24 protein-coding genes are annotated in these 25,433 nt (G+C 69.4%); 5 read left to right on the top strand and 19 right to left on the bottom strand.

Going from position 1 to position 25,433, the window contains the following annotated elements:
* Window positions 1-187: 187 nt before the first annotated feature.
* The 5 genes from ACQPYS_RS06365 to ACQPYS_RS06345 all read right to left on the bottom strand — a co-directional run bounded on the left by ACQPYS_RS06365 (window position 188) and on the right by ACQPYS_RS06345 (window position 4,373).
* Window positions 188-1,183, bottom strand: a complete 996-nt coding sequence (locus ACQPYS_RS06365; RefSeq protein WP_431938738.1) for a sulfate/molybdate ABC transporter ATP-binding protein — start codon at window positions 1,181-1,183, stop codon at window positions 188-190.
* Between the two features lie 91 nt (window positions 1,184-1,274).
* Window positions 1,275-2,081, bottom strand: a complete 807-nt coding sequence (cysW, locus tag ACQPYS_RS06360) for a sulfate ABC transporter permease subunit CysW (RefSeq protein WP_063037872.1) — start codon at window positions 2,079-2,081, stop codon at window positions 1,275-1,277.
* Window positions 2,078-2,956 carry a sulfate ABC transporter permease subunit CysT gene (gene cysT, locus ACQPYS_RS06355; RefSeq protein ID WP_433491961.1) on the bottom strand — a complete coding sequence of 293 codons (879 nt, stop codon included), beginning with the start codon at window positions 2,954-2,956 and terminating at the stop codon, window positions 2,078-2,080. Before cysT ends, cysW begins: the two co-directional genes overlap by 4 nt.
* A 36-nt stretch (window positions 2,957-2,992) precedes the next feature.
* Window positions 2,993-3,964 carry a sulfate ABC transporter substrate-binding protein gene (locus ACQPYS_RS06350; protein WP_063038003.1) on the bottom strand — a complete coding sequence of 324 codons (972 nt, stop codon included), beginning with the start codon at window positions 3,962-3,964 and terminating at the stop codon, window positions 2,993-2,995.
* A 199-nt stretch (window positions 3,965-4,163) separates the two neighbouring features.
* On the bottom strand, window positions 4,164-4,373 hold the full coding sequence (locus ACQPYS_RS06345) for a hypothetical protein (protein ID WP_063038005.1): 210 nt from the start codon (window positions 4,371-4,373) through the stop codon (window positions 4,164-4,166).
* Window positions 4,374-4,456: 83 nt separating this feature from the next.
* Between ACQPYS_RS06345 and ACQPYS_RS06340 the strand changes: the two genes are divergently transcribed.
* Window positions 4,457-5,119 (top strand): class I SAM-dependent methyltransferase, encoded by a 663-nt coding sequence (locus ACQPYS_RS06340; RefSeq protein ID WP_431938742.1) that lies wholly within the window; start codon window positions 4,457-4,459, stop codon window positions 5,117-5,119.
* A 42-nt stretch (window positions 5,120-5,161) separates the two neighbouring features.
* The gene (locus ACQPYS_RS06335) at window positions 5,162-7,177 is read left to right on the top strand and encodes a glycoside hydrolase family 15 protein (RefSeq protein ID WP_431938743.1); all 2,016 of its coding nucleotides are present in this window, start codon (window positions 5,162-5,164) and stop codon (window positions 7,175-7,177) included.
* 10 nt (window positions 7,178-7,187) lie between these two features.
* On the opposite strand, the gene ACQPYS_RS06330 is transcribed toward ACQPYS_RS06335, so the two are convergent.
* The 3 genes from ACQPYS_RS06330 to lepA form a co-directional block, all read right to left on the bottom strand.
* Window positions 7,188-9,017 (bottom strand): dynamin family protein, encoded by a 1,830-nt coding sequence (locus ACQPYS_RS06330; RefSeq protein ID WP_433491960.1) that lies wholly within the window; start codon window positions 9,015-9,017, stop codon window positions 7,188-7,190.
* Window positions 9,018-9,092: 75 nt separating this feature from the next.
* Window positions 9,093-11,498, bottom strand: a complete 2,406-nt coding sequence (locus tag ACQPYS_RS06325) for a hypothetical protein (RefSeq protein ID WP_433491959.1) — start codon at window positions 11,496-11,498, stop codon at window positions 9,093-9,095.
* A gap of 190 nt (window positions 11,499-11,688) precedes the next feature.
* Entirely contained in the window at window positions 11,689-13,566 is a 1,878-nt protein-coding gene (lepA, locus tag ACQPYS_RS06320; protein WP_063037881.1) for a translation elongation factor 4, read from the bottom strand.
* Window positions 13,567-13,687: 121 nt separating this feature from the next.
* Here lepA and ACQPYS_RS06315 point away from each other — a divergent pair, with 121 nt between their 5' ends.
* Window positions 13,688-14,269, top strand: coding sequence for a type II toxin-antitoxin system PemK/MazF family toxin (locus ACQPYS_RS06315; protein ID WP_433491958.1), 582 nt, complete (start codon window positions 13,688-13,690; stop codon window positions 14,267-14,269).
* A 10-nt stretch (window positions 14,270-14,279) separates the two neighbouring features.
* Here the strand turns inward: ACQPYS_RS06315 and ACQPYS_RS06310 are convergent, their stop codons facing one another.
* Window positions 14,280-15,074 carry an aquaporin gene (locus tag ACQPYS_RS06310; RefSeq protein ID WP_433491957.1) on the bottom strand — a complete coding sequence of 265 codons (795 nt, stop codon included), beginning with the start codon at window positions 15,072-15,074 and terminating at the stop codon, window positions 14,280-14,282.
* Window positions 15,075-15,388: 314 nt separating this feature from the next.
* On the opposite strand from ACQPYS_RS06310, the gene rpsT reads away from it, so the two are divergent.
* Entirely contained in the window at window positions 15,389-15,649 is a 261-nt protein-coding gene (rpsT, locus tag ACQPYS_RS06305) for a 30S ribosomal protein S20 (RefSeq protein ID WP_063037890.1), read from the top strand.
* A gap of 148 nt (window positions 15,650-15,797) precedes the next feature.
* Window positions 15,798-16,043: a hypothetical protein gene (locus tag ACQPYS_RS06300; protein ID WP_039823397.1), complete on the top strand. Its 246-nt coding sequence runs from the start codon at window positions 15,798-15,800 to the stop codon at window positions 16,041-16,043.
* A 22-nt stretch (window positions 16,044-16,065) separates the two neighbouring features.
* Here ACQPYS_RS06300 and holA read toward each other — a convergent pair whose 3' ends face one another.
* From holA to ACQPYS_RS06250, 10 genes are all read right to left on the bottom strand, one after another.
* Window positions 16,066-17,037 (bottom strand): DNA polymerase III subunit delta, encoded by a 972-nt coding sequence (holA, locus tag ACQPYS_RS06295; RefSeq protein ID WP_433491956.1) that lies wholly within the window; start codon window positions 17,035-17,037, stop codon window positions 16,066-16,068.
* Window positions 17,038-17,278: 241 nt separating this feature from the next.
* The gene (locus tag ACQPYS_RS06290; RefSeq protein ID WP_433491955.1) at window positions 17,279-18,916 is read right to left on the bottom strand and encodes a ComEC/Rec2 family competence protein; all 1,638 of its coding nucleotides are present in this window, start codon (window positions 18,914-18,916) and stop codon (window positions 17,279-17,281) included.
* Between the two features lie 322 nt (window positions 18,917-19,238).
* A complete protein-coding gene (locus ACQPYS_RS06285) occupies window positions 19,239-20,135 on the bottom strand; it encodes a helix-hairpin-helix domain-containing protein (protein WP_433491954.1) in 897 nt (298 codons plus the stop codon).
* Window positions 20,136-20,253: 118 nt separating this feature from the next.
* Complete coding sequence (locus ACQPYS_RS06280) at window positions 20,254-21,096, bottom strand: DegV family protein (RefSeq protein ID WP_433491953.1); 843 nt, start codon at window positions 21,094-21,096, stop codon at window positions 20,254-20,256.
* A 3-nt stretch (window positions 21,097-21,099) separates the two neighbouring features.
* Window positions 21,100-21,834, bottom strand: a complete 735-nt coding sequence (gene octT / locus ACQPYS_RS06275; protein WP_063038013.1) for a diglucosylglycerate octanoyltransferase — start codon at window positions 21,832-21,834, stop codon at window positions 21,100-21,102.
* A gap of 159 nt (window positions 21,835-21,993) precedes the next feature.
* On the bottom strand, window positions 21,994-22,170 hold the full coding sequence (locus ACQPYS_RS06270) for a hypothetical protein (protein WP_157107294.1): 177 nt from the start codon (window positions 22,168-22,170) through the stop codon (window positions 21,994-21,996).
* The gene (locus ACQPYS_RS06265) at window positions 22,160-22,819 is read right to left on the bottom strand and encodes a histidine phosphatase family protein (RefSeq protein ID WP_063037895.1); all 660 of its coding nucleotides are present in this window, start codon (window positions 22,817-22,819) and stop codon (window positions 22,160-22,162) included. Before ACQPYS_RS06265 ends, ACQPYS_RS06270 begins: the two co-directional genes overlap by 11 nt.
* Window positions 22,809-23,294 carry a ribosome silencing factor gene (gene rsfS, locus ACQPYS_RS06260; protein WP_084481214.1) on the bottom strand — a complete coding sequence of 162 codons (486 nt, stop codon included), beginning with the start codon at window positions 23,292-23,294 and terminating at the stop codon, window positions 22,809-22,811. Before rsfS ends, ACQPYS_RS06265 begins: the two co-directional genes overlap by 11 nt.
* Window positions 23,295-23,319: 25 nt before the next feature.
* On the bottom strand, window positions 23,320-23,985 hold the full coding sequence (nadD, locus tag ACQPYS_RS06255; protein ID WP_063037896.1) for a nicotinate-nucleotide adenylyltransferase: 666 nt from the start codon (window positions 23,983-23,985) through the stop codon (window positions 23,320-23,322).
* A 39-nt stretch (window positions 23,986-24,024) separates the two neighbouring features.
* On the bottom strand, window positions 24,025-25,431 hold the full coding sequence (locus tag ACQPYS_RS06250; protein ID WP_433491952.1) for a vWA domain-containing protein: 1,407 nt from the start codon (window positions 25,429-25,431) through the stop codon (window positions 24,025-24,027).
* Window positions 25,432-25,433 lie beyond the last annotated feature (2 nt).

Genomic DNA, 25,433 nt, shown 5'->3' with positions numbered 1-25,433 from the left:
CCGGGCCACGCTCGCCTGTCCGGCACATACGGGCGGTGCGGTGCGCCCTACGCCGGATGGCCGGCGTCCGGGGCCCACCTCGGCTTCGGGGCGGCCGGGCGAAGAAAGGCGGCGACTCCGGTACCGGAGTGAAGACCCGGGCTCACGAGCGACCCGAACCGCGCGGCGCCGGAGACGACGCCCTCGATCATCGCACCGGCAGCTGCGGAATCCGGGTCGCGCGGGCATAGACCGTCTCCCCCTCCGCCAAGCGCAACGCCTCGGCGTCACCGCGGGTGACCTGGGCGGTGAACAGGTCACCCGTGGCGGCGTTGCGCAACTCCACCCGGACCTCGAACCCGAGCCGCACCACCCGTTCGACCGTCGCCCGGGTGACGCCCGCCGATTCCGCGGTCCCCTCGTAGGCGGCCAGCGCCATATTCGCGTCCCGGCCCACCCGGATATCGTGCGGCCGCACCAGATGCCCGTTGAGCCGCGCCACCGCGCCCAGGAACGACATGACGAACTCGCTGGCGGGCCGGTCGTAGACGTCCTCGGGGCTGCCGACCTGCTCGATCCGGCCGGCGTTCATCACCGCGATCCGGTCGGCCACGTCCAGGGCTTCTTCCTGGTCGTGGGTGACCAGCACGGTCGTCACATGCACTTCCTCGTGCAGGCGGCGCAACCAGGTCCGCAGATCGGCGCGGACCTTCGCGTCGAGCGCGCCGAACGGCTCGTCCAACAGCAGCACCTGCGGGTCCACCGCCAGTGCTCGGGCCAGCGCCATCCGCTGTCGCTGCCCACCGGACAACTGCGCCGGATACCGGTGCTGGAAACCGTCGAGACCGACGATGCCGAGCAGTTCGTCGACCCGTTTCGCGGTCTCCGGCTTCGGCCGCTTCCGGATGGTCAGCCCGAAGGCCACATTGTCGCGGACGGTCATATGTTTGAACGCAGCGTAGTGCTGGAAGACGAAACCGATATCGCGCTTCTGCGGCGGCACCCGGGTCACATCCCGGCCGCCGATGGTGACCACCCCGGAATCAAGATTCTCCAGCCCCGCGATCGACCGCAGCAGCGTCGACTTCCCGGACCCCGAGGGACCCAGCAGCGCAGTCAGCTCCCCGGCGGGAATGTCCAGACTGACGTCGTCGAGCGCGGCGAACGAACCGTAGTTCTTGCGCGCATTGGTCACGGTGATCACGGGCGGCCTCCGGCATACACAGTCGAGGTGTCCTTCTTCGAAGCTGGGCCATGCGGCTCGCGGCGGCCGAGGCGTAGGCGGAGTCGACGCATCATGACGCTTTCCGCTTACGTTCCAGCAGCGTCATCAACAGCAGGGTGATGAGCGCGAGTCCCATCAGCAGAGTGGCGGCGCAGTACGCGCCGAAATCGTTGTGATCGTTGATATAGCGTTCGTGCACCAGCAGCGTCAGCGTCTGCGATACACCCGGGAACCCGGACGACACCATGATGACCGCGCCGAACTCGCCCAGCGCGCGGGCCACGGTGAGTACCACGCCGTAGGTCAGCCCCCAGCGGATGGCGGGGACGGTGATCCGCCAGAACGTCTGCCAACGCGACGCCCCCAGCGTCGCCGCCGCCTGTTCCTGATCGTCGCCGATCTCGTGCAGCACCGGTTCCACCTCGCGCACCACGAACGGCATGGTGACGAAAATGGTCGCCAGCACCATGCCCGGCAGCGCGAAGATCACCTGGAAACCCCAGTCGGTGACCACACCGAACCAGCCGTCGACACCCCACAGCATGATCAGCGCGACACCCACCACCACCGGCGAGACCGCGAAGGGCAGATCCACAACGCCCTGTAGCAACCGGCGGCCGGGGAAATCGCCGCGTACCAGCGCCAAAGCGATCACCACGCCGAGGATCACGTTCACCGGCACGACGATCACCAGGATGATCATGGAGAGATTGAAGGCCGAGATGGCGGCGGGCGTACTGATCTGGTCGATGAACGCCCCGATTCCCTGGCCGAACGCCCGGTACAGGATGATCCCGAGCGGCAGCACCAGCAGGACGAACAGGTAGCCGAGACCGAGCACGCGCAGCGTGATCCGGCCGGGAGCGGACAGTTTCATCGGGCCTCACGTTCCTTGCGCGCCGTCCGCTCGGCGAACACCCGCAGTACCAGCAACGCGATGAACGCGATCACCAGCAGCGCCACCGAGACCGCCGCCGCGTTCACCGGCCGGTCGATCTCGATCTGCTGCTGGATGTACTGCGAGGCCACCTGCGTCTCACGCGGGATATTGCCGCCGATCAGCACCACCGAACCGAATTCACCGATGGCGCGCGCGAAGGCCAGGCCGCCGCCGCTGATGATGGCCGGCGCCAGGGTCGGCAGCACCACCCGGCGGAAGGTCGTCCAGTTGTCGGCGCCCAGTGACAGCGCCGCCTGTTCCACCTCGCGATCGGCCTCGATGAGTACCGGCTGCACCGAACGCACCACGAACGGCAGGGTCACGAAGGCCAGGGCCACCACCAGGCCCGGCCGAGTCGCGTTGAGATGGATATCGACCGGACTCCGCGGTCCGTACAGGGCCAGCAGCACAATGCTGGCGACAATCGTGGGCAAGGCGAACGGCAGGTCGATCAAGGCGTTGACCAGACCCTTGCCCGGGAAATCGTCCCGGACCAGGACCCAGGCGATCACCGTGCCCATCACGACGTTCAGCAGCGCCACCGCCAGCGAGACCAGCACCGTCACCCGCAGCGACGCCAGTGCTGTCGGATCGGCGACCGCGCCCCAGAACCCGGACCAGCCGTCGTCGAATGCACTGAAGGTCAGCGCGGCCAGCGGCAGCAACACGATCACGCTGAGCCACAGCATCGCGGTGGCGATACCGAGCGGGCCCACCGAACCGGTGAACCGCAACCACGACCCGAGCGGCCGGCGGGTGGACACGTCCGGGCCGGCGGGCGCGGGTTCGGTGGCAGTACTGCGTTCGGTCACGAGTATCGAGTATCGCGTGTGGGCCGGGTCACCTGGCTACTCGGTCGCGTTGTCGTAGGCGACGGCGATGGTGCCGGAGTCGGGTGCGAACAGTTCCGCTTCCACCGTCTCCCAGCCGCCGAGGTCGGCGACGGTGTACAGGATGGACGGCTGCGGGAAGGCGTCGGTGTACTCGGCGGCCACCCCCGGGTCGACCGGACGGAAGCCCGCGTCGGCCCAGGCACGCTGCGCTTCGGTCGTATAGAGGAAATCGCGGAAGGCGATCGCCTTCTCCGGGTGTGGGGCGTGCTCGAGCACCGCGACCGGATTCTCGATCTTGAAAGTCGTGTCCGGAACGATGTGCTCGACCGGGTCGCCGTGCCGTTCGGCGAAGATCGCCTCGTTCTCGTAGCTGATCAGCACATCGCCGGTGCCCTGCAGGAAAGCCTCGGTGGCCTCGCGCCCCGACTTCGGCTGGACGCGCACATGGGTCAGCATCCGGTTCAGATAGTCCACACCCGCCCGCGGGTCCTGCCCACCCGCGCTGGCCGCGGCATAGGGGGCGAGCAGGTTCCATTTCGCGGAACCGGAACTGAACGGGTTCGGGGTCACCACCTCGACATCGGGGCGCAGGAGATCGTCCCAGGTCCGAATGTTCTTCGGGTTCCCGGAGCGCACCACCAGCGCCACCACCGAGCCGAAGGGCACCCCGCGGGTGGCGTCGGCATTCCAGTCGGGGTCCACCAGTCCGGCGTCGACCAAGCGCGTGATGTCGGGTTCGAGGGAGAAACTCACCACATCGGCCGGCGCACCGCGCGCGATCTTGCGGGACTGGTCCCCCGACGCGCCGTAGGACCGGCGCACCTCGACGCCCTCGCCCACCTCGGTGTCGTTGAACTTCGGGACCACCTCGTCGTAGCCGGGCTTGGGGATGGCGTACGCGTACAGATCGACGGTTCCGCCGCTGCCGTCGGCCCCGCCGCCGCCGACCTCGTCGCTGGATCCGCCGGCACACCCGGCCAGCAGCATCGGCACCGCGACGAGCACCACCAGCAGGCGAGGAACCGGCCGGCCGCACCGCGTGCCGGCCCGCTCACCGACCCCGCGCCCACCCGATACGGACCGGGCACCGGCACGCACGACAGCCCGCGTCACCGGGTGAACAACCAGGCGACGATCACCAGCACCAGCAGTGCCAGCAGTGCCAGCTGCACCCGTGAGCGCGGCATCAGTACACCTCGTTTCCGGCATCGCGATCACCGTCGGCGTCGTCGCGACCCAGCGCGACGCCCGCCACATGCAGGAGCCGGTCGATCAGGTAGGCGATCGCGAAACTGATCGGCACCATACCCACCAGCACCACGAGGAACTGAGGGATGAACGGCAGACCCGCCACCCACATCTCGAACCCGTCCCACCAGTCGGCAATACGCTCCACGGCGACCAGCGTAGAACACCGCACGGTGGCCACCCCGACCCGCGCCTTGACCTCAACCCGACTCGAGATTGCAGGGTGGGGTCATGACACAGGCACCAGAGGTATGGAACTCCGCCTACGACAACGACACCGCCCCGTGGATTATCGGCGGGCCCCAGCCCGCGATCGTGGAGCTGGAACGCGCCGGCCACATCCGCGGCCGCGTCCTGGACCCCGGAGCGGGCGCCGGTGAGCACACCATCGCGCTCACCGCACTCGGTTATGACGTACTCGGCGTCGATCTGTCCCCGAGCGCGGTCGCCTACGCCCGCCGCAACGCCGCCGCCAAGAATGTGCCGGGCGCGCGATTCGAGGTGGCCGATATGGTCGCCCTGGCCCGTTCCGGCGACAACCCGCTCGGCACCTTCGACACCATCGTGGACAGTGCGCTGTTCCATGTCTTCCTCGCCGATGCCGCGGCCCGGGCCGACTACGTCCGTACGCTGCACCGCCTGTGCGTGCCGGGCGGCCATCTGCACGTCCTGGCGCTGTCGAATGCCGAGGAAGGCTTCGGCCCGCGGATCGGCGCGGAGATGATCCGCGACTCTTTCACTGCGCCCGGCTGGGCGATCGAAGACCTGCGATCCGACCGCTACTACGGCCGGATCACCGAGACGATCGCCGAGCAGGCCGGCGACCTCACGCCCGACGCCGCGGGCCGGGTCGAGGCCGCCGCCTGGCTGGCCCGGATCCGGCGCATCGGCTGAACTGTGGTGGACGGCTCGGGACCGCGCGACCCATGATGGGGTATGCCGAGTCCCGAGCACGCACCGTCGGCCGACGGAAAACCGGGCACCTTCCCGGCCCTTCCGCCGGAGACCAAGTTGCCGCAGAGCAACTTCCCGGTCATCGACGACTACGCCTTCCTGTCCGACTGCGAGACCACTTGTCTGATCGCCAGCAACGGCTCGGTCGAGTGGATGTGTGTCCCTCGACCTGATTCGCCGAGTGTCTTCGGTGCCATCCTGGATCGCAGTGCCGGTCATTTCCGGCTGGGCCCCTACGGTCGGACCGTGCCCGCCGCCCGCCGCTACCTGCCCGGCGGGATGATCCTGGAGACCACCTGGCAGACCGAAGCGGGCTGGCTGATCGTCCGGGACGCGCTGGTACTGGGTCCGTGGCACAACACCGACCAGCGCAGCCGCACCCATCGCCGCACGCCGACCGATTGGGACGCCGCCCATATGCTGCTGCGCACGGTGAAATGTGTGAGCGGCACGGTCGAACTCGAACTGAGTTGTGAACCGTCGTTCGACTACCACCGGGCCTCGGCCACCTGGGAATACACCGGCAAGGTGTATGAGGAGGCCTCGGCGGTCTGTGCCGCCGACCCCACGGCCGGGCCCACCCTGGTACTCACCACAGATCTGCGGCTGGGCCTGGAGGGGCGCGAGGCCCGGGCGCGGACCCGGATGCGCGAGGGTGACTGCGCCTACGTCGCGCTCACCTGGTCGGAACTGCCCGCGCCGCGAACCTTCGCCGAGGCCGCCGACAAAATGTGGACGACCATCGAATGCTGGCGGCAGTGGGTCACCCTCGGCGATTTCCCGGACCATCCCTGGCGACGCTATCTGCAACGCAGCGCCCTCACCCTGAAGGGCCTCACCTACGCACCCACCGGCGCTCTGATGGCCGCCGCCACCACCTCGCTGCCCGAGTCCCCCGGTGGGGAACGCAACTGGGACTACCGCTACTCCTGGGTGCGCGATGCCAGTTTCGCCCTCTGGGGTCTGTACACCCTGGGCCTCGACCGCGAAGCCGACGATTTCTTCGCCTTCCTGCACGACGCCACCACCGGACCCGACGGCGAAGCGGTACCCCTGCAGGTGCTGTACGGGATCGGCGGGGAGCGTGAGCTCACCGAGCGCACCCTCGATCATCTGTCCGGGTACGGCAACGCCCGGCCGGTCCGGATCGGCAACGACGCCTACAACCAGGAGCAGCATGATATCTGGGGCACCATGCTCGACGCGGTCTACCTGCACGTGAAATCCCGTCAGCACGTTCCGGAAACACTGTGGCCCATGCTGGAACGCCAGGTCGGCGCCGCCATCGACCACTGGCGCGAACCCGACCGCAGCCTCTGGGAGGTCCGCGGCGAACCCCAGCACTTCACCTCCTCGAAGGTGATGTGCTGGGTGGCGCTGGACCGTGGGGCACGAATCGCCGAGCTGCACGGTCAGTCGCATTCCGCCCAGGAATGGCATCGGATCGCCGAAGAGATCCGGGCCGATGTGCTCGCCCACGGCGTGGACGACCGCGGTCGCTTCACCCAGGTCTACGGTGGCAGCACCCTCGACGCCTCCCTGCTGCTGGTGGTACTCACCCGGTTCCTGCCCCCGGACGACCGGCGGGTCCGCGCGACGGTGCTCGGTATCGCCGAGGAGCTCACGGAGAACGGACTGGTGCTGCGCTACCGCAACGAGACCACCGACGACGGGCAGGTCAGCCCCGAGGGCAGCTTCACCATCTGCTCGTTCTGGCTGGTATCGGCGCTGGTGGAGATCGGCGAGATCGGTCGCGCCCGCAGACTGTGCGAACGGCTGCTCACCCATGCCAGCCCGCTCAAGCTGTACGCCGAGGAGATCGACCCGTCCACCGGCCGGCATCTGGGCAACTTCCCGCAGGCGTTCACCCACCTCGCGCTGATCAACGCGGTCACCCATCTGATCCGGGCCGAGGGCTCGCAGGAGACCGGAACGTTCCAGCCGGCCCACAGCAAGACCGGGGGCGGCACCCCGTGGCGCAGCCGCCCCCGGCGCTGAACCGGCCCGGTCAGGCAGCGACGAAACGGTCGGCCTGTTGACGCAGGTCGCGCAGTTTACCCATCTCGCTGTCCAACCGGGCGAGCCGTTCCGCACCCCGGTCGCCGTACTGGGCGCCCGCTTCCTCGGCGACCCGCAGCGCCTCGTCCGCGGTGCGCAACGCGTCGGTGGCGATATCGGTGAAATGATCCCGCAGCACCCGCTGCACCTCGCGCAGGCGGGTCCGGGATTCCTTGCCGACCTGGAACACCACATCGTCCATCAGCCGCGCCAGCGCCACCTTGGCCTCGGCCTGCCGCCGCTGTCGGCGGGTGCGCCGGCCTTCCCACAGGGCATGCAGGCCGAGCAGAATGCCGGCGCCCGCCGAATACCAGTTCACCAGGGACATACCGAGCAGACTGGTGACCAGGCCAACCATCAGGATACCGCCGTAGGAACCGCGCAGCGCGGACAGGAACTGCTCGGTGACACCGGCTTTCGCGCTCTGGAGCGGCTCCAGCGGCGCGACGTTCTCCAGCAGTTCGGCGGGATACTGCGGACGGATATCGGGCAGATCCGGACGGCGGTGGTCGGCGGGGAACCGCGCGGCCACCTGTTCGCCCAGTTCCTCGGCGCGATAGTTGGCCGTCTCGAAATTCTCCGCGATCGCCTCGGCGATCCTGGCCTCCAGGTCGGTACCGAAGCGGGCCCAGCGGACCGCCGGGTCGGTACGTGAGATCTCGGCCTCGGCGTCGCGCACCAGGATCCGCAGCCGGTGCCGGAGATCGTGTTCGATATCGGCCATGAGTTCGGTACTGCCGTCGGCCAGTGTGATCTGCCAGGTCGCGGTGCGCTGGCGCAGCTGATCGGCCTGGTCCCGGGCGGTGGCCAGCTGCTGGGTGACATGTGCCCGGCGGCGCGGATCGCGCAGCGCGTCGGCCTCGGTGCGCAGCGTGACACCGAGATGGTCGCCGACCAGCCGGATATCGCGCACCGCGGACTGTACGGCCGTCGCGTCGGCGTGGGCGACCACGTAGGCGCGCAGATGTTCGACCAGTTGCGGCAGACCCGATTCGATCGCCCGCTGCTGATCGCCCGACTGCTGCGCCTCCTGGTGGATGGCGGCCGAGACCGGCGCCACCGCGAAACCCAGACCGGCGGCGTCGAGCAGTTCGCGATTGCGTTCCTGCACATGCGTCCAGTTCGGGTTCCGGTCGATCTTGTTGAGCACGCAGATCACCGTGGGGCACACCTGCCCGATCCGGCGCAGATGCTCGATCTGCTCCCGGCTGTACTCGCTGTCGGCGTCGCTCACGTAGAGCACGGCGTCGGCGGCCGCGATCATCGACCAGGTACTGCGGTCCTGCACGGCCGCGCCGGGCGCGTCCATCAGGACGATCCCTTCGGCCAGCAGCGGGCTGGGCTGGGTGAAATCGGCCCGGATCACCCCCTTCGCCATGAGCGCCGGAGCCGGATTCAGCGGATCGACGTGCTGCCGGCGGATCCGCCCGCCGCCCTCACGGCGGATGAGGGTGGCGGAAGGTTCCGGGCCGTACTCCACTATCGCCGGCACGCTGATCGCGCTGTCGGTGGCGCTGATCGGTGCCCCCGCCATGGTATTGACCAGGGTGCTCGTCCCGCTCTTCGGCGGACCGACCACCACCAGCCGTACCCTCGTATCGGCCACCCGGGCCCGCACCATTCCGAGCCGTCCCCGCAGATCGTTACGGCTCGCGGTGCGTGAGACATCCCGCAGCTCATCGATGATCTGGACGAGGGGGGCCATCACCTCCGGGTTCTTCACCGTGGCGGCCCGCGGTCCGGCTACGGCAGACAAGGCCTGCTCCTCACTCTCGGTCACAACATCCCGTCATCGACCGCATTCGGTCGAATCTCCCCCCGTACGACCGAACAGCCCCCCGCCGGTCGTGCATTGTCACATGATTACCCAGTGGCCGTGATCGGCAATCGGGTCCTCGGTCACCGCCACTGTATGTGGCAGCAATCCGCCGGACAGATCACCGGTCAGCCCACCGCCCGCGATACCGAACGCGGTGTGCTCGGTATACGGCGTGACGGCCACCGCGTGCACATCGTACGGAACCGGCGAAATGTGGTCGGCGATCGGCTGCACCTGGGGCGCTACCGGGAGCGGTGTCGGCAGCGGATGTGGCGTCACCGGCGCCGGGGCGTCCGGCAGCGTCGGCTGCTGGGTCGGCACGCTCACGGTGGGCACCGGGGCCGACGGTTGATCCGCGGTGGGAACCTGCTGCGTGGGCACCTGCTGGGTGGGGACATCCACCGTGGACGGGGTCCCGTCCGGTGTCGGGTCGCCCGTGCCCGGGCCGTTCGGGTTGGTCCCACCGATCGGGTCGGTGGTGATACCGCCGGTCACCGTCTCACCGGTGGAGGACCCGGGGCTCGTGGTGGTGACGCCGGTCGATTCGCCGGTGCTGCCGGTGGACCCGCCCTCGGAGGTGGCGGTTTCCGGCGACGTGCTCCCGGTGGTCGGTCCCTCGGTGCCGGTGGTGGTCTCCGGCGAGGTGGTCGATCCGTCCGGCGACGTGCTGGTGGTCCCGCCGATCGACGGTGTGGTGCTGCCGTCCACCGTGGTGTTGCCGTCCGGGGACGTGGTCGTACTGCCCTCGGGGCCGGTGGTCGTGGGACCGGTGGTGGACGTGGCGTCGCCGGTGGTCGTCGGCACGGTGGTCGTCGGCACGATCGGCGTGGCGGATCCGGGGAGGGTCGGCTCGGCCGGCGACTGCCGGTCCGGCGTCGGCGCCTGCGGCGGCCGGTGGAACAGATCCGGGAGTTGTGCCGCGGGCGCGGTGAGCGGCGACGGTCCCGCCGGCGCATGGAGAACATTGGCCATCGGGGTGGTCGCCGCATCGGGCTGGACTGTGGTCTGCAGCGGGGTCGCCGCGACCGGCTGCACCGCCGGTGCCATGGCGGCCGGTGCGACGACCGGCGGCGGGACGGGCGCGGGAGCCACCGGGGCCGGCGCGACCGGGGCCGCGGCCATCGGCGCGGGGGCGACCGGGGCCGGAGCGACCGGGGCGGGTACGCCGGGGCCCGGGGCCATCGCGGCGGCCGGGATCGAACCGGGAGCCGCCACACCCGGCGCCACCGCTGCCCCGGTGCCGGAGACCGCACCGGTACCGGAGGCCGCGCCGGGAACAGCGGCGTCCGCCGCGACACCGGGCTCTGCCCCGCGAGTCTCCGCACCCGCGTTCGTCCGAGCGGCGGCGTCCAGCGGATCACGCCCGGCCGAATGCAACGCATCGGATGCGGCGGCGCCGGACTGCGCCCAGTCCAGGTACTGGTCCAGCCGGTCGTCGAGCAGGTTGCCGTCACCGACGGTGATATCGAGGTCCCAGTCGCTGGCGGCCCAGAACCCGTCGGCTCCCGCCGAGATGTCCAGTCCCATATGCGAATCGATGGCCACCGCATGGCCGAAACCGTCCGCGAAGACCATCCCGCCGTCGACTCCGTAGTCGATGATCAGCTCACCGGTCGGGCCTCCCGCGGAGTCTCCGTACCAGCCGGACGCCGGATCACCGGCCGGGCGGGCCAGGAGATCGGCGAGATCGAAACCCCAGTCGCCGTCGTCCGCGCTACGCGCTACCGACTGCGCCGAGGAATCGGGGCTCAGGTTGAATCGGGGCAGGTCGAAGATATCGGTCTGGAAGGCATCGCCCGGTTCGGGCAGTTCGAATTCACCCGGGGCACCGAAACCTTCGTTACCGGGCAGCGAAAAACCCTGCCCCCATCCGGGGATACCGTCGAAACCCGGGATGTTGTTCGGCGGCAGACCCGGATCCTGCGCGCCGAACTCGGGCATACCCGGGATCTTGGATTCGGGTACCCCGGTGCCCGGCATGAACTCCGACCCGGGCACGCCACCTTCGGGCGCGCCGGGTACCAGTGTCAGTCCCGGTATGTCCTCGGTGTGGACACCGGGATAGTAGTCGTCGAGATCGAAATCGCCGGGCCGGCCGACCTGGATATCGAATGTAGAGCCGTGCGGGAGCGGCATGGTCGTGCTCGCATCGCCGGCGGAACCCGGCGCTGCGGGCAGCACCGGCTCCGGATCCGGGAAGGTGACCACCGGACTGGGGACATCGGGATCGGGATCGGCGCTGTAGGCCCAGCCGGCGTTCCGGCTGTCCAGTTCACTGGGCGGCGCCGGAACCCCGCCGCCGTTGTTCGCGATCAACGCGCCGCCGGTCACATAGGCGCCGCCGCGGGCGACTCGCGATGTGGCGCTGGCAATGCGATAGGCGGTGTCACCACCGCGTTCGGTGACCTCTTCGTCGCCGTCGAACGGCAGATCACGCGCCATTCCAAACTCCACTCTCGCGTTCAACAGCAACCGCGCCGGGGCCGCCTCGGCGCGGATCGGCTCTCAGCCTATTGTCGACATCTGCGGCTGTCACATTTTCGTTATCAGCCGATTCCGTGGACCGGAGGGGGTCGCCGGAACAGATCCCGCTATCGCACAGCGATATTGCCGTGAGCGGGCGCGTGCGCCGCTACTTCTTGTCCTTCGGCTTATCGGACTGCGCGTCCGAGGACAGCGCCGCGACGAAGGCCTCCTGCGGGACGTCGACCCGGCCGATCGTCTTCATCCGCTTCTTGCCCTCTTTCTGCTTCTCCAGCAGTTTGCGCTTACGGCTGATGTCACCGCCATAGCATTTGGCCAGCACGTCCTTACGGATGGCGCGGATGTTCTCGCGGGCGATGATCTTGGACCCGATGGCCGCCTGGATCGGCACCTCGAATTGCTGGCGCGGGATCAGTTCGCGCAGTTTGGTGGTCATCTTGTGCCCGTAGGCCTGGGCGGCGTCACGGTGCACGATGGCACTGAACGCGTCGACCGCCTCGCCCTGCAGCAGGATATCCACCTTGACCAGCTGCGCTTGCTGTTCTCCGGACTCCTCGTAGTCGAGTGAGGCGTAGCCGCGGGTCCGCGATTTCAACGAATCGAAGAAATCGAAGATGATCTCGGCCAGCGGCAGGGTGTAGCGCAGCTCGACCCGGGTCTCCGACAGGTAGTCCATCCCGCCGAGGTCGCCGCGTCGCGACTGGCACAGCTCCATGATGGCGCCGATGAATTCGCTCGGCGAGATGATGGTGACCTTGACGACCGGCTCGAAGACGTCGCGCACCTTGCCTTCCGGCCAGTACGACGGATTCGTCACGATATGTTCCGTATCGTCTTCCATCACCACCCGGTAGACCACGTTCGGCGCGGTGGAGATCAGGTCGAGGCCGAATTCGCGTTGCAGGCGCTCGCGGGTGATCTCCATATGCAACAGACCCAGGAACCCGCAGCGGAAACCGAACCCGAGCGCCACCGAGGTTTCCGGATCGTAGGTCAGAGCGGCATCGTTGAGCTGGAGTTTGTCCAGCGCGTCACGCAGATCCGGATAGTCCGACCCGTCCACCGGGTACAGGCCCGAGTAGACCATGGGACGCGGCTCGCGGTAGCCGGTGAGCGGTTCGATCGCGCCGTTGCGGGCGGCGGTCACGGTATCGCCGACCTTCGACTGCCGGACATCCTTCACACCGGTGATCAGATAACCGACCTCCCCGACCCCGAGGCCCTGGGTGGGCTTGGGTTCCGGAGAGACGATGCCGATCTCGAGCAACTCGTGCGTCGCGCCGGTGGACATCATCTTGATCTTCTCGCGGGGCGTCAGCTTGCCGTCCACCACCCGGACGTAGGTGACCACACCCCGGTAGGTGTCGTAGACCGAGTCGAAGATCATCGCCCGCGCGGGGGCATCCGCCTCCCCGACCGGCGCCGGAACGCGCTCGATCACCCGATCCAGCAGTTCGGTCACGCCCACCCCGGTCTTCCCGGAGACGCGCAGCACATCCTCGGGCTCGCAGCCGACGATATGGGCGAGTTCGGCCGCGTAACGCTCCGGATCGGCGGCCGGCAGGTCGATCTTGTTCAGGACCGGGATGATCTCCAGATCCTTGTCCAGCGCCAGGTACAGATTCGCCAGGGTCTGTGCCTCGATCCCCTGCGCGGCATCGACCAGCAGGATCGCGCCCTCACACGCCTCCAGTGCTCGCGACACCTCGTAGGTGAAGTCCACGTGGCCCGGCGTATCGATCAGGTGCAGGACGAAATCCTCACCCTCGTGCTCCCCGGACTTCGGTGTCCACGGCAGCCGCACGTTCTGGGCTTTGATGGTGATCCCGCGTTCCCGCTCGATATCCATCCGGTCCAGGTACTGCGCACGCATCTGCCGGTCCTCCACGACACCGGTGAGCTGCAACATCCGGTCGGCCAGCGTCGACTTGCCGTGATCGATATGCGCGATGATGCAGAAGTTCCGGATCCGCGACGGATCGGTGAACGTCGTATCGGCGAAGCTGGCGGGCACTCCACTCCTCATGGGGTATCGGGCGTACTGACGACCATCGTCCCATGCTGGACCCCGCCCGCCGCCGCCCAGGTCCCGCCGCGGCCCACCGGAGGCGATATCCCCGGCGGCGCCGTGACGTTATCCTCCTGAGATGGCCCGAAGTTGGAACAGTCCCGGCAAGCAACTCACCGCGATCGCGAAACAACAGGGTCCGAAGATCGTCAAGCGGCAGGCGCCGCGACTGGTCGGGGCCCTACTGGACCGCCGGGGTACCCGCGACGGCTCGGGCCGCGGCCGGCGGCCCGCCGCGCCCGGCGGCGTCCCGGTCCGGCCCGCCGCCTCCACTCCGGTACCGACCGCCCACCGCGCGCGGCGCGTGGTGTACGCCCCCCAACTGGACGGCCGCGCCGACCCCGGCGAAATCGTCTGGACCTGGGTCCCCTTCGAAGAGGACCCGAGCAACGGCAAGGACCGTCCGGTGCTGGTGGTCGGCCGCGACGGGCATACGCTGCTCGGGCTCATGCTCAGCTCCAACCCGGTGCGCGCCGACGATCCGGACTGGATAGGGATCGGCGCGGGCACCTGGGATCATCAGGGCCGGGACAGCTGGGTCCGGCTGGACCGGGTGCTCGATGTCCCCGAGGACGGGATCCGCCGCGAGGGTGCCATCCTGCCGCGCAAACTGTTCGATCTGGTCGCCCACCGACTCGTACGCGAGTACCACTGGAACTGACGGCGCCGGGTCAGACCTCCAAGCTCCGGGAGCGGCCGAAGAGCAGCCGGTACACCAGCGCGCCCAGCACCCCGCCGATCAGCGGGAACACGATGAATGCCCACAGCTGCCCCATCGCACCGACCTGGAAGGGCGCGACCGCCAGGCTCCGGGCGGGATTCACCGAAGCGCCGTCGACCGGGATCGCGATCAGGTTGATGACCGCGAGAGTGAAACCGATGGCCAGACCCGCCTGCGGAATCTCCGAAATCCGGTCGGTCGAGGCCAGCACCACGAAGACCAATAGGGCGGAGAGCATCACCTCCACGATGATCATGGCGGCCATGCCGTATCCGTCCTGGATCACCGCCTGCCCGGTCGGGCCGGTGACCGCCGACGGACTGTGCGGACCCCAGCCGTTGGCACCCAGGCCGTCGGCCGCGCGATCGTAGGAGGGCAGGTTCTTCGCGATCGCGAACAGCACCACACCCGCCACCAGACCGCCCACCACCTGCGCGACGATGTAGCCCACCGCGCTGACCGGGGCCAATCGGCCCATCAGGAACTGCCCCACGGTGACAGCCGGATTGACATGGCATCCGGATACCGGCCCGATGGCGTAGACCAGGAGCAACAGGGACAAACCGAAGGCCAGCGCCACACCCAGCGGGCCCACCTTCTCTCCCGCCAGTACCGCGGTTCCCACTCCACCCATCACCAGGACGAACGTGCCGAGCGCCTCGGCGGCCCATTTCTTGGGATCGGATGGCGCCGCCGGTTCGACGCCCTCGAGGATCGCTTCCTTTTCCTGCGCAGTGGGAGACATACTGGTCCGCCTTCCGAGAGGATCGCCGCCGCCTGGTGCCGGGGCGCACACCGGGAAACACCTGGGTCCTGCTGGGAAAACCGCTCTGCCGATCGTGGGGGACGTTACGCGGGGCGAACGACGCGCACAACGACATCGCCTCGCCCGCAATGTGACGATCCGCCCACGATTTCGTCGCGCCGCCACGTGCTGGTAACCTGGCCAATCGGCGTTGCCTACCCCGTGCCCGGCTGTTCCCTTCGATGGACGAGCACCAGGGCGGGGGTGCACACAGACTTTCCGACCGAACCAGACAGGAACCAGAGGATACCGGCGTGGCCAATATCAAGTCCCAGATCAAGCGGATCCGCACCAACGAGGCGGCGCGGCAGCGCAACCAGTCGGTCAAGTCCGAACTGCGCACCTACATCCGCGCCTTCCGGGCCGCCGCCGCGTCCGGTGACAAGGAATCCGCCGCCGAGCGCCTCCGTTTCGTGAGCCGCAAGCTCGACAAGGCCGCCTCCAAGGGCGTTATCCACGCCAACCAGGCCGCCAACAAGAAGTCGGCGATGGCGACCGCGCTGAACAAGCTCTGACCAACTGATCCCTTTCGACGACCGGCCGCCGCGGCATTGAGGACCACGGCGGCTTTTGGCGTTCCCGGCCCCCGGTCGGCGCGGCTTTTCCGGCCGTTCCCGGATGGCGCCGGACCGGTCGCGTGCTTCCTGCCGTAGCATGCGGCCCATGGTTACGGTGTATGCGAACCAATCGGTAGTCCAAGCCGAGGACCTGCCCGGTGTGATCCGGGCCGCCGAAGTCCTCGGTATCGGAGTCAAGATCGAGAACGTGCTGGTCCCGGCCGATGATGACGGCGGCCCGGTGGTGGTCTGGATGGTCACCCGGGACGAGGAGACCCCCGTCTACGAGGAGTGGGACGGCCGCTACGACGAAGCGGCCGAAGAGGCACTGGGCCTCAGCGCGGTCGAATAGCGGCCGTCCGCTCGCCGGCTCCTCAGCTGCGCCCGTGCAGGGCGAGCAGCTTCAGTACGGCGTCCTCGAGTGCGAAGCCGGAATCGGCGGCGCCTCCTTTGACATCAGCGTTCAGCGTCGCCACGACCTGTAGCGCCGATCCGATCGTGGCCGGGGTCCAGCCCCGGGCCTGCGATTGCGCCTTCTTCACTTTCCACGGCGGCATACCCAGCGGACCCGCCAGTTTGAACGGATCCCCGCGCCCAGCGGATCCCACCTTCGCGATGGTGTGCACGGAATCGGCCAGCGCGTCGGCCAGCACCACATGCGGAACCCCGCGCTCCTGCGCCCAGCGCAGCGCCTCCACCGCACCCGCCCGGTTCCCGGCCACGGTCAGGTCCGCGACCTCGAAGCCGGACACCTCGGCCTTGCCGGAGTAGTACCGGCGTACCGCCGCGACATCGAGCTTGCCCCCGGTATCGGCGACCAGCTGCGAGCACGCCGCCGCCAGGTCACGCAGTTCCGACCCCACCGCGTCGAGTACGGCCTGCACTACATCGGCCGACACCCGCGCCCCGGCCCCCCGGAATTCGGCCCGGACGAATTCGGACCGCTCCGAGGCCTTGGTGAGCTTCGCGCATTCGTGTACCACCGCCCCGGCCTTCCGCAATTCGGGCACCATGGCCTTGGCGCGGCCCCCGCCGGAGTGCACCACCATCAGTACCACCCCCTCGGGTGGCGCCGCGGCGGCTTCGGAGATCACCGCGACGGCGTCCTTACCGGCCTGATCCGCCGCCTCCAGAATGATCACCCGGTCCTCGGCGAACAGCGAAGGACTCAGCAGTTCCGCCAATTCCGCACTGCTGGCATCACCGGCCCGCAATCGGTCGACCGGGACCGCGTCCGGGTCCGGCGCGACCGCCCGCACCTGCCCGGTCACCCCGGCCACCGCACGCTGGATCAGCAGTTCCTCATCGCCCAGCACCAGGTGCAGGGCCGCAGGTCGCTCGCTCACGGCTCCGATCGTACGGCTGCCCGCCGGCCACCGGTCGCAGCCCGGGTGGTGCGGACGCCGAGGGCCCGGCGATCTCGCAGGAGCAGGGCGAGGGCGGGTCGACAGCAGGGCGGAGTCCACGGCCGATTGCGTCGCGACGCGGTCGTCCGGTTTCGAGCTGCGCGAACATGGCGGGTGGCCGATTCCACGCCCGGGATACGGCCTGCCACGGGTCCATGGGGGGCGGTTCCGGGAAGGCTCATCAGCCGGGAAAGAAAACCAGTAGTAGGTAGGCGGCGAGGATTCCGAGGGATGCGGCCGACAGGACCCGCCGAACCCGGGCCGACCGCAGGGCCGCGATTCCGCCGGCGACCACGACTGCGGCGATCACACCGCCCGGTGTACCGCCAAGGACCGGGACGACCGCGCCCGGTACGGCGGCCGCCTCGGTCGCCACCGTGAGCAGCCACCACATCGGCAGCCCGATCGGGCGCAGAACGAGGTGCGCGAGGGGGTCCCAGCAGGTGGCCGCCGCGGCCGCCAGCGCTCCGCCGACGGTGATCGGGGCGATCACCGGGGCCACGAGAATATTGGCGGCCACGGCCACCAGGCTGAGCTGCCCCGATATCGCAATGGTGAGCGGCGTGGTGACAACGAAGGCCGCGGCCGCCACCGCGACCAGTTCGGCGGGTAGTCGCCACCAGCCACGGGCCCGCAGATGGTCGGCCCAGCTGGGCGCGAGCAGGAGCAACGCACCGGTCGCGAGGACCGAGAGCGCGAAACCGGCTTGAACGGCGAGCGCGGGCCGCAGCGCCAGTAGGGCGATCACCGCGGCGCAGAGGGCGGGCAAGGCTTGTTTCCGGCGGCCGGTCAGCAAGGCCAGCAGCGTCACCGACCCCATGGCCGCGGCTCGGAGCACACTCGGATCGGGCCGGGCGATGATCACGAACGACACCAGCGCCACCGCGGCACAGAACAGCGACAGACGCGGACCGAGGGTGAGCAGCCGGGTGGTGGCGAGCACCGCGGTGAGCAAGATCGAGAAGTTCGCCCCGCTGACGACCGTCAGATGCTGGAGGCCTGCGGCGACGAAATCGTCGTGCACCCGGTCACTCAGCGCCGAGGTGTCTCCGGCGACGAGCGCGGGCAGCAGGCCGGCCGGATCCGGTGCGAGTGCCCGGCCGGCGGCCGCGACCAGATCCGAACGCACCGAGTCGGCGGCCGCCTGCCACCACGGCAACGGGCCCGCGGTGCTCGGTTCGCCCACCGGCCGCAGGGTGACCACCGTCAGATCGTGACTGCGCGGGGGCGCGGGCCGGGCCCGGAATTCGATCGGCTGCCCCGGCAGCATTTCCGCCCAGGCCGGCCCCGCAGCCAGCACGACGACCGCGCCACCGCCGCGTACCACCTGGTCGCGATAGCGGAACTCCCGGAGCTCGCCGCGCACCACCCAGAGCCGGCCGCGCCCGGAGCCACTGCTGCGCACCGGTTTCGGGTCGTCCCCCGGCACCATCACCACCTCGACCGTCGCCGCGGCCGGTACCGAGCGCAGCGGATGCGCACCAACCTGATGCTCCCGCCACGCGCCGGCACAGGCGAACGCCGAACCGATCAGCGCGGCACCCAGCACCACCGTCGCCACGACCCGGCGGCGTTCGCTGCGATGGGCTATCCCGGTCCACAGCAGTGCCCAGGCCGCCAAGGCGAGCACAGCCAGCGCGAGCGCGACGGCCACCCCCGTGACCCACCCGGCGCCGACCGCGAGGACGGTGGCGAGCCAACAGGACAGAGTCGCCGGCAGCAACCGCGCATCCAGCACCGTATCCGGACCCGCCGTATCACCTTTCGCTCCCGCTGCGCGCCGCCGGCCTTCGGTGCCCGGCGGCGCGTTCACCGGCATACCCGCCCCCATTTCCGCACGAGGCGCCAGAGCAGCCGCCGATCTCGCCCGCGGGTGACAGAGCAGCTGGTGAAGTCATCCATGGGGGCGGTCGCTACCGTGCGGATCGCACCCGTCCCCCGTGTGTGGTTCCGCCGCCTCGACCGGGCTCCGGGCTCCGGGCCGCCGAGTCGGCGCCGCGGGTTTGGTTGACGACCGCCCGGTGTGTGCCCGGTGCACCGACCGCCGACCACCCGCGCGTGGCACCGGCCTCGTATCGACATCTCACCGCGGCCCGGCACCGGTTCGACGCCCACGCCGCTCGCCCGCACGGGCAGCGTCTTCATACCGTCACCAGTTCGCGCAGGCGCGCGAGCCGGGCCGGGCCGATACCGTCCACCTCGGCCAACTGATCCACACCGGTGAACCGCCCGTTGGTTTCGCGCCAGGCGATGATCGCCTTCGCGGTCACCGGGCCCACTCCGGGCAGCGCGTCGAGTTCGGCTTCGGTGGCGGAGTTCAGATCCACCGGGGTACCCGCCGGGGCCCCACCTCCGTTCGTGCCGGGATCGGGCGGGGGCCCCGCGGAGCCGCCGATCGTCGCGCTGCCCGGTAGCGGCCCGCCGGGTTCGCCGGGACCGACCCGGACCTGGTCGCCGTCGGCCAGCCGCTGGGCCAGGTTCAGTCCCGCCAGATCCGCGCCGTCGAGCGCACCGCCCGCCGCCGTTATCGCGTCGGCGACCCTGGCGCCGGGTGGCAGCCGCACCAGACCTGCCCGGTGCACCAGACCCACGACACTCACCACCAGTTCGGCGGGCTGCGTTCCGGTCGGCGTCGGCTCCGCCGCGCGAGGCACCGGCCCGGCTTCCGCGGAATCCACCGGCAGCGCGGCGGATTGGACCGCGGGCAGCGGGGGAACCGATTGCGCGACCGGACGATCCCACAGCACCATCACGACCGTCAGCAGCGCGGCGAGCAGGCCGATACCCGCCATGGCCGCCACTCCGCGCCGCCCGGTGTCCAGGCGCGCGCCGCGGAACCGGTCGGGGATCAGTCGGTCCCACCGGCCGGCCGGGGCGGGTTCGTCGTCCAGCCAGCGCGGGGTGCGTACGGCATCGGCCTCGGCGAACGCGGAGTCCGGCCACGGACGCACCCGGGGGTCCGTGTCGTCCCGCGGTAGCTCTGCGAGGTGCCCGCCCAGTTGTCTGCGTACCCGTTCGCGCTCGTCGTGTGGTGCCATGCCCGCGACGCTAGGCCCGGCCGGACGCCGAACGCATGGACCCACCTGGGGTTTCGATAGACCTGTGGACAACTCCGGCCTGTGGACGGCCGGTGGCCGCGACAGATACCGCGACCGGTCAGCCGCACCCGCCGGGGAGTACCAGTACCCCGACCGCGCCGACCCCGAGATGGACCGCCAGCGCCGGCCCGAACTCGGCGACGACAACCTCGTCGACCTGCGGGAGACGTTCGCGCAGTTGGTTCGTCACCGTCTCGGCGGCCTCGGCGGCCGCCAGATGCTGCACCCCCACCGCGGCCGGGCCCGCACCCGCGGCCTCCTCGGCGGCCGCGACCAGCTTCGCGAACGCCTTCGACCGGGTACGTACCTTGTCCCGTAGTTCCAGCCGCCCCTGTACCAGTTGCAGCACGGGCTTGCTCACCAGCTCGCTGCCGAAGAAACTCGCTGCCGTACTGAGCCTTCCGCCGCGACGCAATTGCTCGGTGCGATTCACCACGAAGAACGTGTGGGAACCCGCCGCCGCCTGCACCGCGGCCTCGTACACGGCCGCGAGCGTGCCGCCGGCAGCCGCGCACCGCGCGGCGGCCAGCGCCGGGAAACCGGTCGCCAGGCCTGCCCCGAGCGAATCCACCAGCAGCACCGACTCCGCGGCGTCCATATCCCGGACGGCCTGCCTTCCCGCCTCCCAGGTCGCCGAAAGCTGCCGGGACAGATGTACCGCGACCACACCGTCGCCGCGGCTGCGCCGCAGCGCCTCGGTATAGGCGTCGCGCAGTTCACCCGGCGACGGCGCCGACGTGGTGACGTCGTCGGCGGTGTAGTCGACGGCGAGCTCGTCCACACCCTCCCGGATCTGCGCATCCCCCACCAGCACGTGCAGGGGCACCACCTCGACACCCAGCTCGCCGATCACCTCCGCGGGCAGGCTGGCGGACGAATCGGTGACGACCACGACCGCCATGTCTCACCCCACCTCTTGCAGCGTTTTCACCATCGCCTTGGCGACCTCGGTGTGCCCGTCCCACCCCCAGTGGATCCCGTCGGGATTGGCGTCGCCGGAGAAAATGTTGTCGTGGACCGCTGCCTTCAAGTCCACCAGCGGCACACCGCACCGCCGCGACCAGGCCCGCAGGGCGCGCACCGCCGGTTCGCGGCCACTGTGCACCCGGCCGTAGGCCGCGCAGTCGTGCACCGACGGCAGTACCGCGACCACGGGCAGCTCGGGCCGGAGCCGGTTCAGCGCCGTCCGGCACTGCTCCAGATAGTCCACGCTCACTTCGGGTGGAAGCGCCACCGGGCGACCGAGTTTCGCCGCCCGGGGCTGAACCCACTGGTAGGCCGAGCGCACCACCCGGCGCAGCCCCGACGGCCGCACATAGCGGATGAGTTCGCGCAGTGCGGTGGGCAACGGTGAGGGCAGCGAATCCATACCGCCCACCGCGAAGACCACGGCACCGGCGCGCGGGACAGCCGCCCAGACCCGCGGGTCCCCGATCAACGCCCAGTAGGCGTCCCGGCAGGTCCAGCCGATCCGGGCGACGAGTTCGACATCCCAATCCAGTTCGGCCGCCACCAGATTCGGCCAGATCCGGGGATGATCGGCCGGCAGTCCGCCCCGTGGGCCGAAATAGGACAACGAATCGGCGATCACCAGCAGTACCGGTCGCGGGGCACCGGAAGCCGCGGATCCGGTGGGCACCGCGGGATCCGGCGTGATCTCCACATTCGGCGCGATCCGTGGCGCGGTACCCGTCTCCGCGACCGAACCCGTGTCCGGGCCGGTCGTTCCCGGTTCGCTACCCGGATCGGGCGCATGTGTACCCGCGGACGTGGCTGTCACTGCGGAATCCTCCTGAGGTCAGACTGCCTTCCGGACGTCGCCGTCCTCGGCGGCCGCGGTGTCGTCGGCGGTCTCGTCCGCCTCCCGTTCGGGCGCCGGGCCGAACAGGGCGTCCGGTAGCGCGCGCTCCGGTTTCGCGGATACCTTCTGGAACAGTTCGTCCGGTATCTGGCGGTTCAGGTCTTCAGATGACATCGGGTGCTACTTTCGCCGCTGCGTTCCACACATCGAGACGCCAGCCGGGCTTTTCCGGGCTCGGGCCGTGGCTGCTCAGCTGCACCCAGCTGGCATTGGCCAGGCCACCGAGGGCCGGCCAGTTCCGAGGCGGCAGATCGAGCAGCGCGGCGGTGAGCGCGGCGATCAGCCCGCCGTGCGCCACGAGAATCATAGTGGCGCCGGGCCAATCCCGCCGCTCGTCGAACAACTCTTGCACCACCGGCAGAGCGCGGGCACCGACCTCCAGTTTCGATTCCCCACCGGGCGGGGTGAAGGTGGCGTCCATCCGCCACTCCAGCCGGGCACCGGGATAGCGGGAATCGACCTCGACATCCCCCATACCCTGCCAGTCCCCGAGATGGGTCTCCCGCAGCCGCGGCTCCCGGACCACGTCGAGTCCGGAGTGCTCCGACAGCGCCAGCGCCGTGTCGTAGGCGCGGCGGAGATCGGAGGAGATCAATCCGACCGCCTGGTGGGAGACCAGTTCGCGCGCCGCCTCTTTCGCCTGTCGCCGTCCCAGATCGGTGAGATCGGTGTCGATCTGCCCCTGCATCCGGTCGCCTGCGTTCCATTCGGTCTGCCCGTGGCGCAACAGGATCAAGGTGCGCACACCGGTTTTATCTCTCACTCGGTTCTCCAGCACTTTCGTCTCCGGCGGCCGGTGGCGCGCCGTGTTCACGCGGCATGAGCGAGGGCCCTGCGTGGTCACGCTCCACTCCTTCCGCCGGGCCCGACTCGCTCATTCCGATCCCCTCGACCGGAACGATGGGGCAGTCTTTCCACAATCGTTCCAGCGCATAGAAATTACGTTCGTCGTTGTGCTGGATGTGCACCACCACGTCGACGTAGTCCAAGAGCGCCCAACGGCCCTCGCGGGTCCCTTCCCGGCGTACCGGTTTATGTCCGGCCGCGCGCAGTTTCTCTTCGACATTATCGACGATGGCATTGACTTGGCGCTCGTTCGGCGCCGAAGCGATCACGAAGCAGTCCGTGATCACGAGTTGTTCGGAGACGTCCAGCACGACCACATCGGCGGCCAGCTTCTCGTCCGCGGCCAGCGCGGCGACGGTCGCCATCCGCACCGCCTCTTCCGTCGCGCTCATGCTGCTACCTCCGGGCGTGCGCCGCTCATGCCAGCACCTCGTTCACGTTTCCATCACCTTCCGCTCGAGCGGGCACATAGAGATGCCGCTTCGATATGTACTGCACGACCCCGTCCGGTACGAGATACCAGACCGGCCGCCCCTCGGCCGCGCGACGGCGGCATTCACTCGACGAGATGGCCAGCGCGGGGACCTCGATCATGGTGACCGCGTCGTCGGGCATACCTCGCAGATGGTCGGCCAGATGGTCGATGTTCAGCTCGTACCCCGGCCGGCTGACCCCCACGAATTTCGCCAGCTCGAACAGTTCCGCCCAATCCTGCCAGGTGAGGATGCTGGCCAGCGCGTCGGCCCCGGTGATGAAGAACAGTTCCGCGCCCGGGTACTGGGCGTGCAGATCGCGCAGGGTGTCGACGGTGTAGGTCACTTTACTGCGGTCCACATCCGCCCGGCTCACCGAGAACCGCGGGTTGGAGGCGGTGGCGATCACCGTCATGAGATACCGGTCCTCGGCCGGGCTGACCTGGCGATCGGTCTTCTGCCACGGCTGTCCGGTGGGTACGAAGATCACCTCGTCGAGGTCGAACCGGTGCGCGACCTCACTGGCCGCGACCAGGTGTCCGTGGTGGATGGGGTCGAAGGTGCCACCCATCACACCCAGCTTGCGTCCACCCCGGCCCGTTCCGTGCATGAGTGTCGAGCTTAACGGTGGGGTCGCGGCGGGTTCCGGTCAGACCGGTAGCAGCCGGGACACCACCGCCGTGAGCTGCGCCGCCGACCGGCATTCGTGCATTTCGATGACCTGCTGGTACCGGTCGGCGGCCGAATCCCCGGATCCCCAGTTGGTGCGCGGTTCCGGGTTCAGCCAGTGCGCGTGCTTGGCGACCTCGACCAGCTCGCGCAGGGTGGCAAGCTCGGGGTCGCGGTAGTTGGTGCGGGCATCACCCAGGATCAGCAGGGAACTTCGGCTGGTGACAGCGTCGCGGAACGTCTCGGCGAAGCTCGTCAGCGCACTGCCGTAGTCGGAGTGGCCGTTGAAGCCGACGATATCGGCCTCGGCGAAGATCCGCTGCATGGCTTCGTCGAGCTGGGTGTGCGGATCGAAGAACCTGGTCACCTCGTCGGAGTGATCGACGAAGGCGAAGATCCGGACCTTCGAGAACTGTTCACGCAACGCGCTCACCAGCAGCAGGGTGAAATTGCTGAAACCCGCGACCGAACCCGATACATCGCAGAGCAGGACCAGTTCGGGGCGGCCGGGCCGGGGTTTGCGGTTCACCAGATCGATCGGTACCCCACCGGTGGACATGGACTTGCGCAGGGTTTTGCGCAGATCGATCTCACCCCGCTTGGCGTGCCGGCGGCGCACCGCGAGCCGCGATGCCAGGATCCGGGCCAGCCGCTGCGTACTGCGTCGCAGTTCGGCCAGCTCCGCCTGCGAGGCCCGCAGGAAATCGACTTCCTCGGCCTGCCGCGGGACCCCATAGGAGGCGACCCGTTCCTTACCGATGCGTTCGGCAACCCGCCGCCGGGTCTCCGCCTCCACGGTGCGCCGGAACCTCTCGATGCGGGAGCGAGCGGCCCGGCGCGCGATCTCGGTATCGAAATCGCTCATACCGGGCGTGGCCATGGCAGCCAGGATCTGCGCGAGCAACGTCTGCGGCTGCACCTCCTTCAACGCCTGATACGACGAGAAGGACGCGCCCCGCGCCGACTGGTACTGCCCCAGCTGTTCGACGAGCTGCGCGGCCATCAGCGCCTGTTGTTGACCCGAACCCTCGTCGGCGAGCATTTCGGCCAGCATGCGCCGCAGTCCGGGGATATCGACCTGGCCGTCGTCGCGGTACGGGATCTCGGCCTCCGCGGCGCCGGCGCGGTCTCCGATGGCCACCGGGAACCACAGGTCGAAGAGTCCGTCGTAGGTGCCGCGATGGGTGGTGCGCCGCAACAGGGCGCAGGCCAGTCCCTCGCGAACCGACTCGCGGTCCAGCAGGTCGAGCACCGACAGCACCCGACCCGCGTCCACCGTCTCCGACGGGCCCACGGGTATCCCCCGCGCCCGCAGCGCCTCCACGAAACCGACCAGATGCCCCGGCAGACCGTGCGGGGCGAGGGGCTGGTCGTCGGTGGCCACCACGG

The organism is Nocardia grenadensis (assembly GCF_050942415.1).
Classification (GTDB): domain Bacteria; phylum Actinomycetota; class Actinomycetes; order Mycobacteriales; family Mycobacteriaceae; genus Nocardia; species Nocardia grenadensis.
Note: the sequence above shows the minus strand (reverse complement) of the source record. Positions and strands in the feature narration are given on the sequence as shown.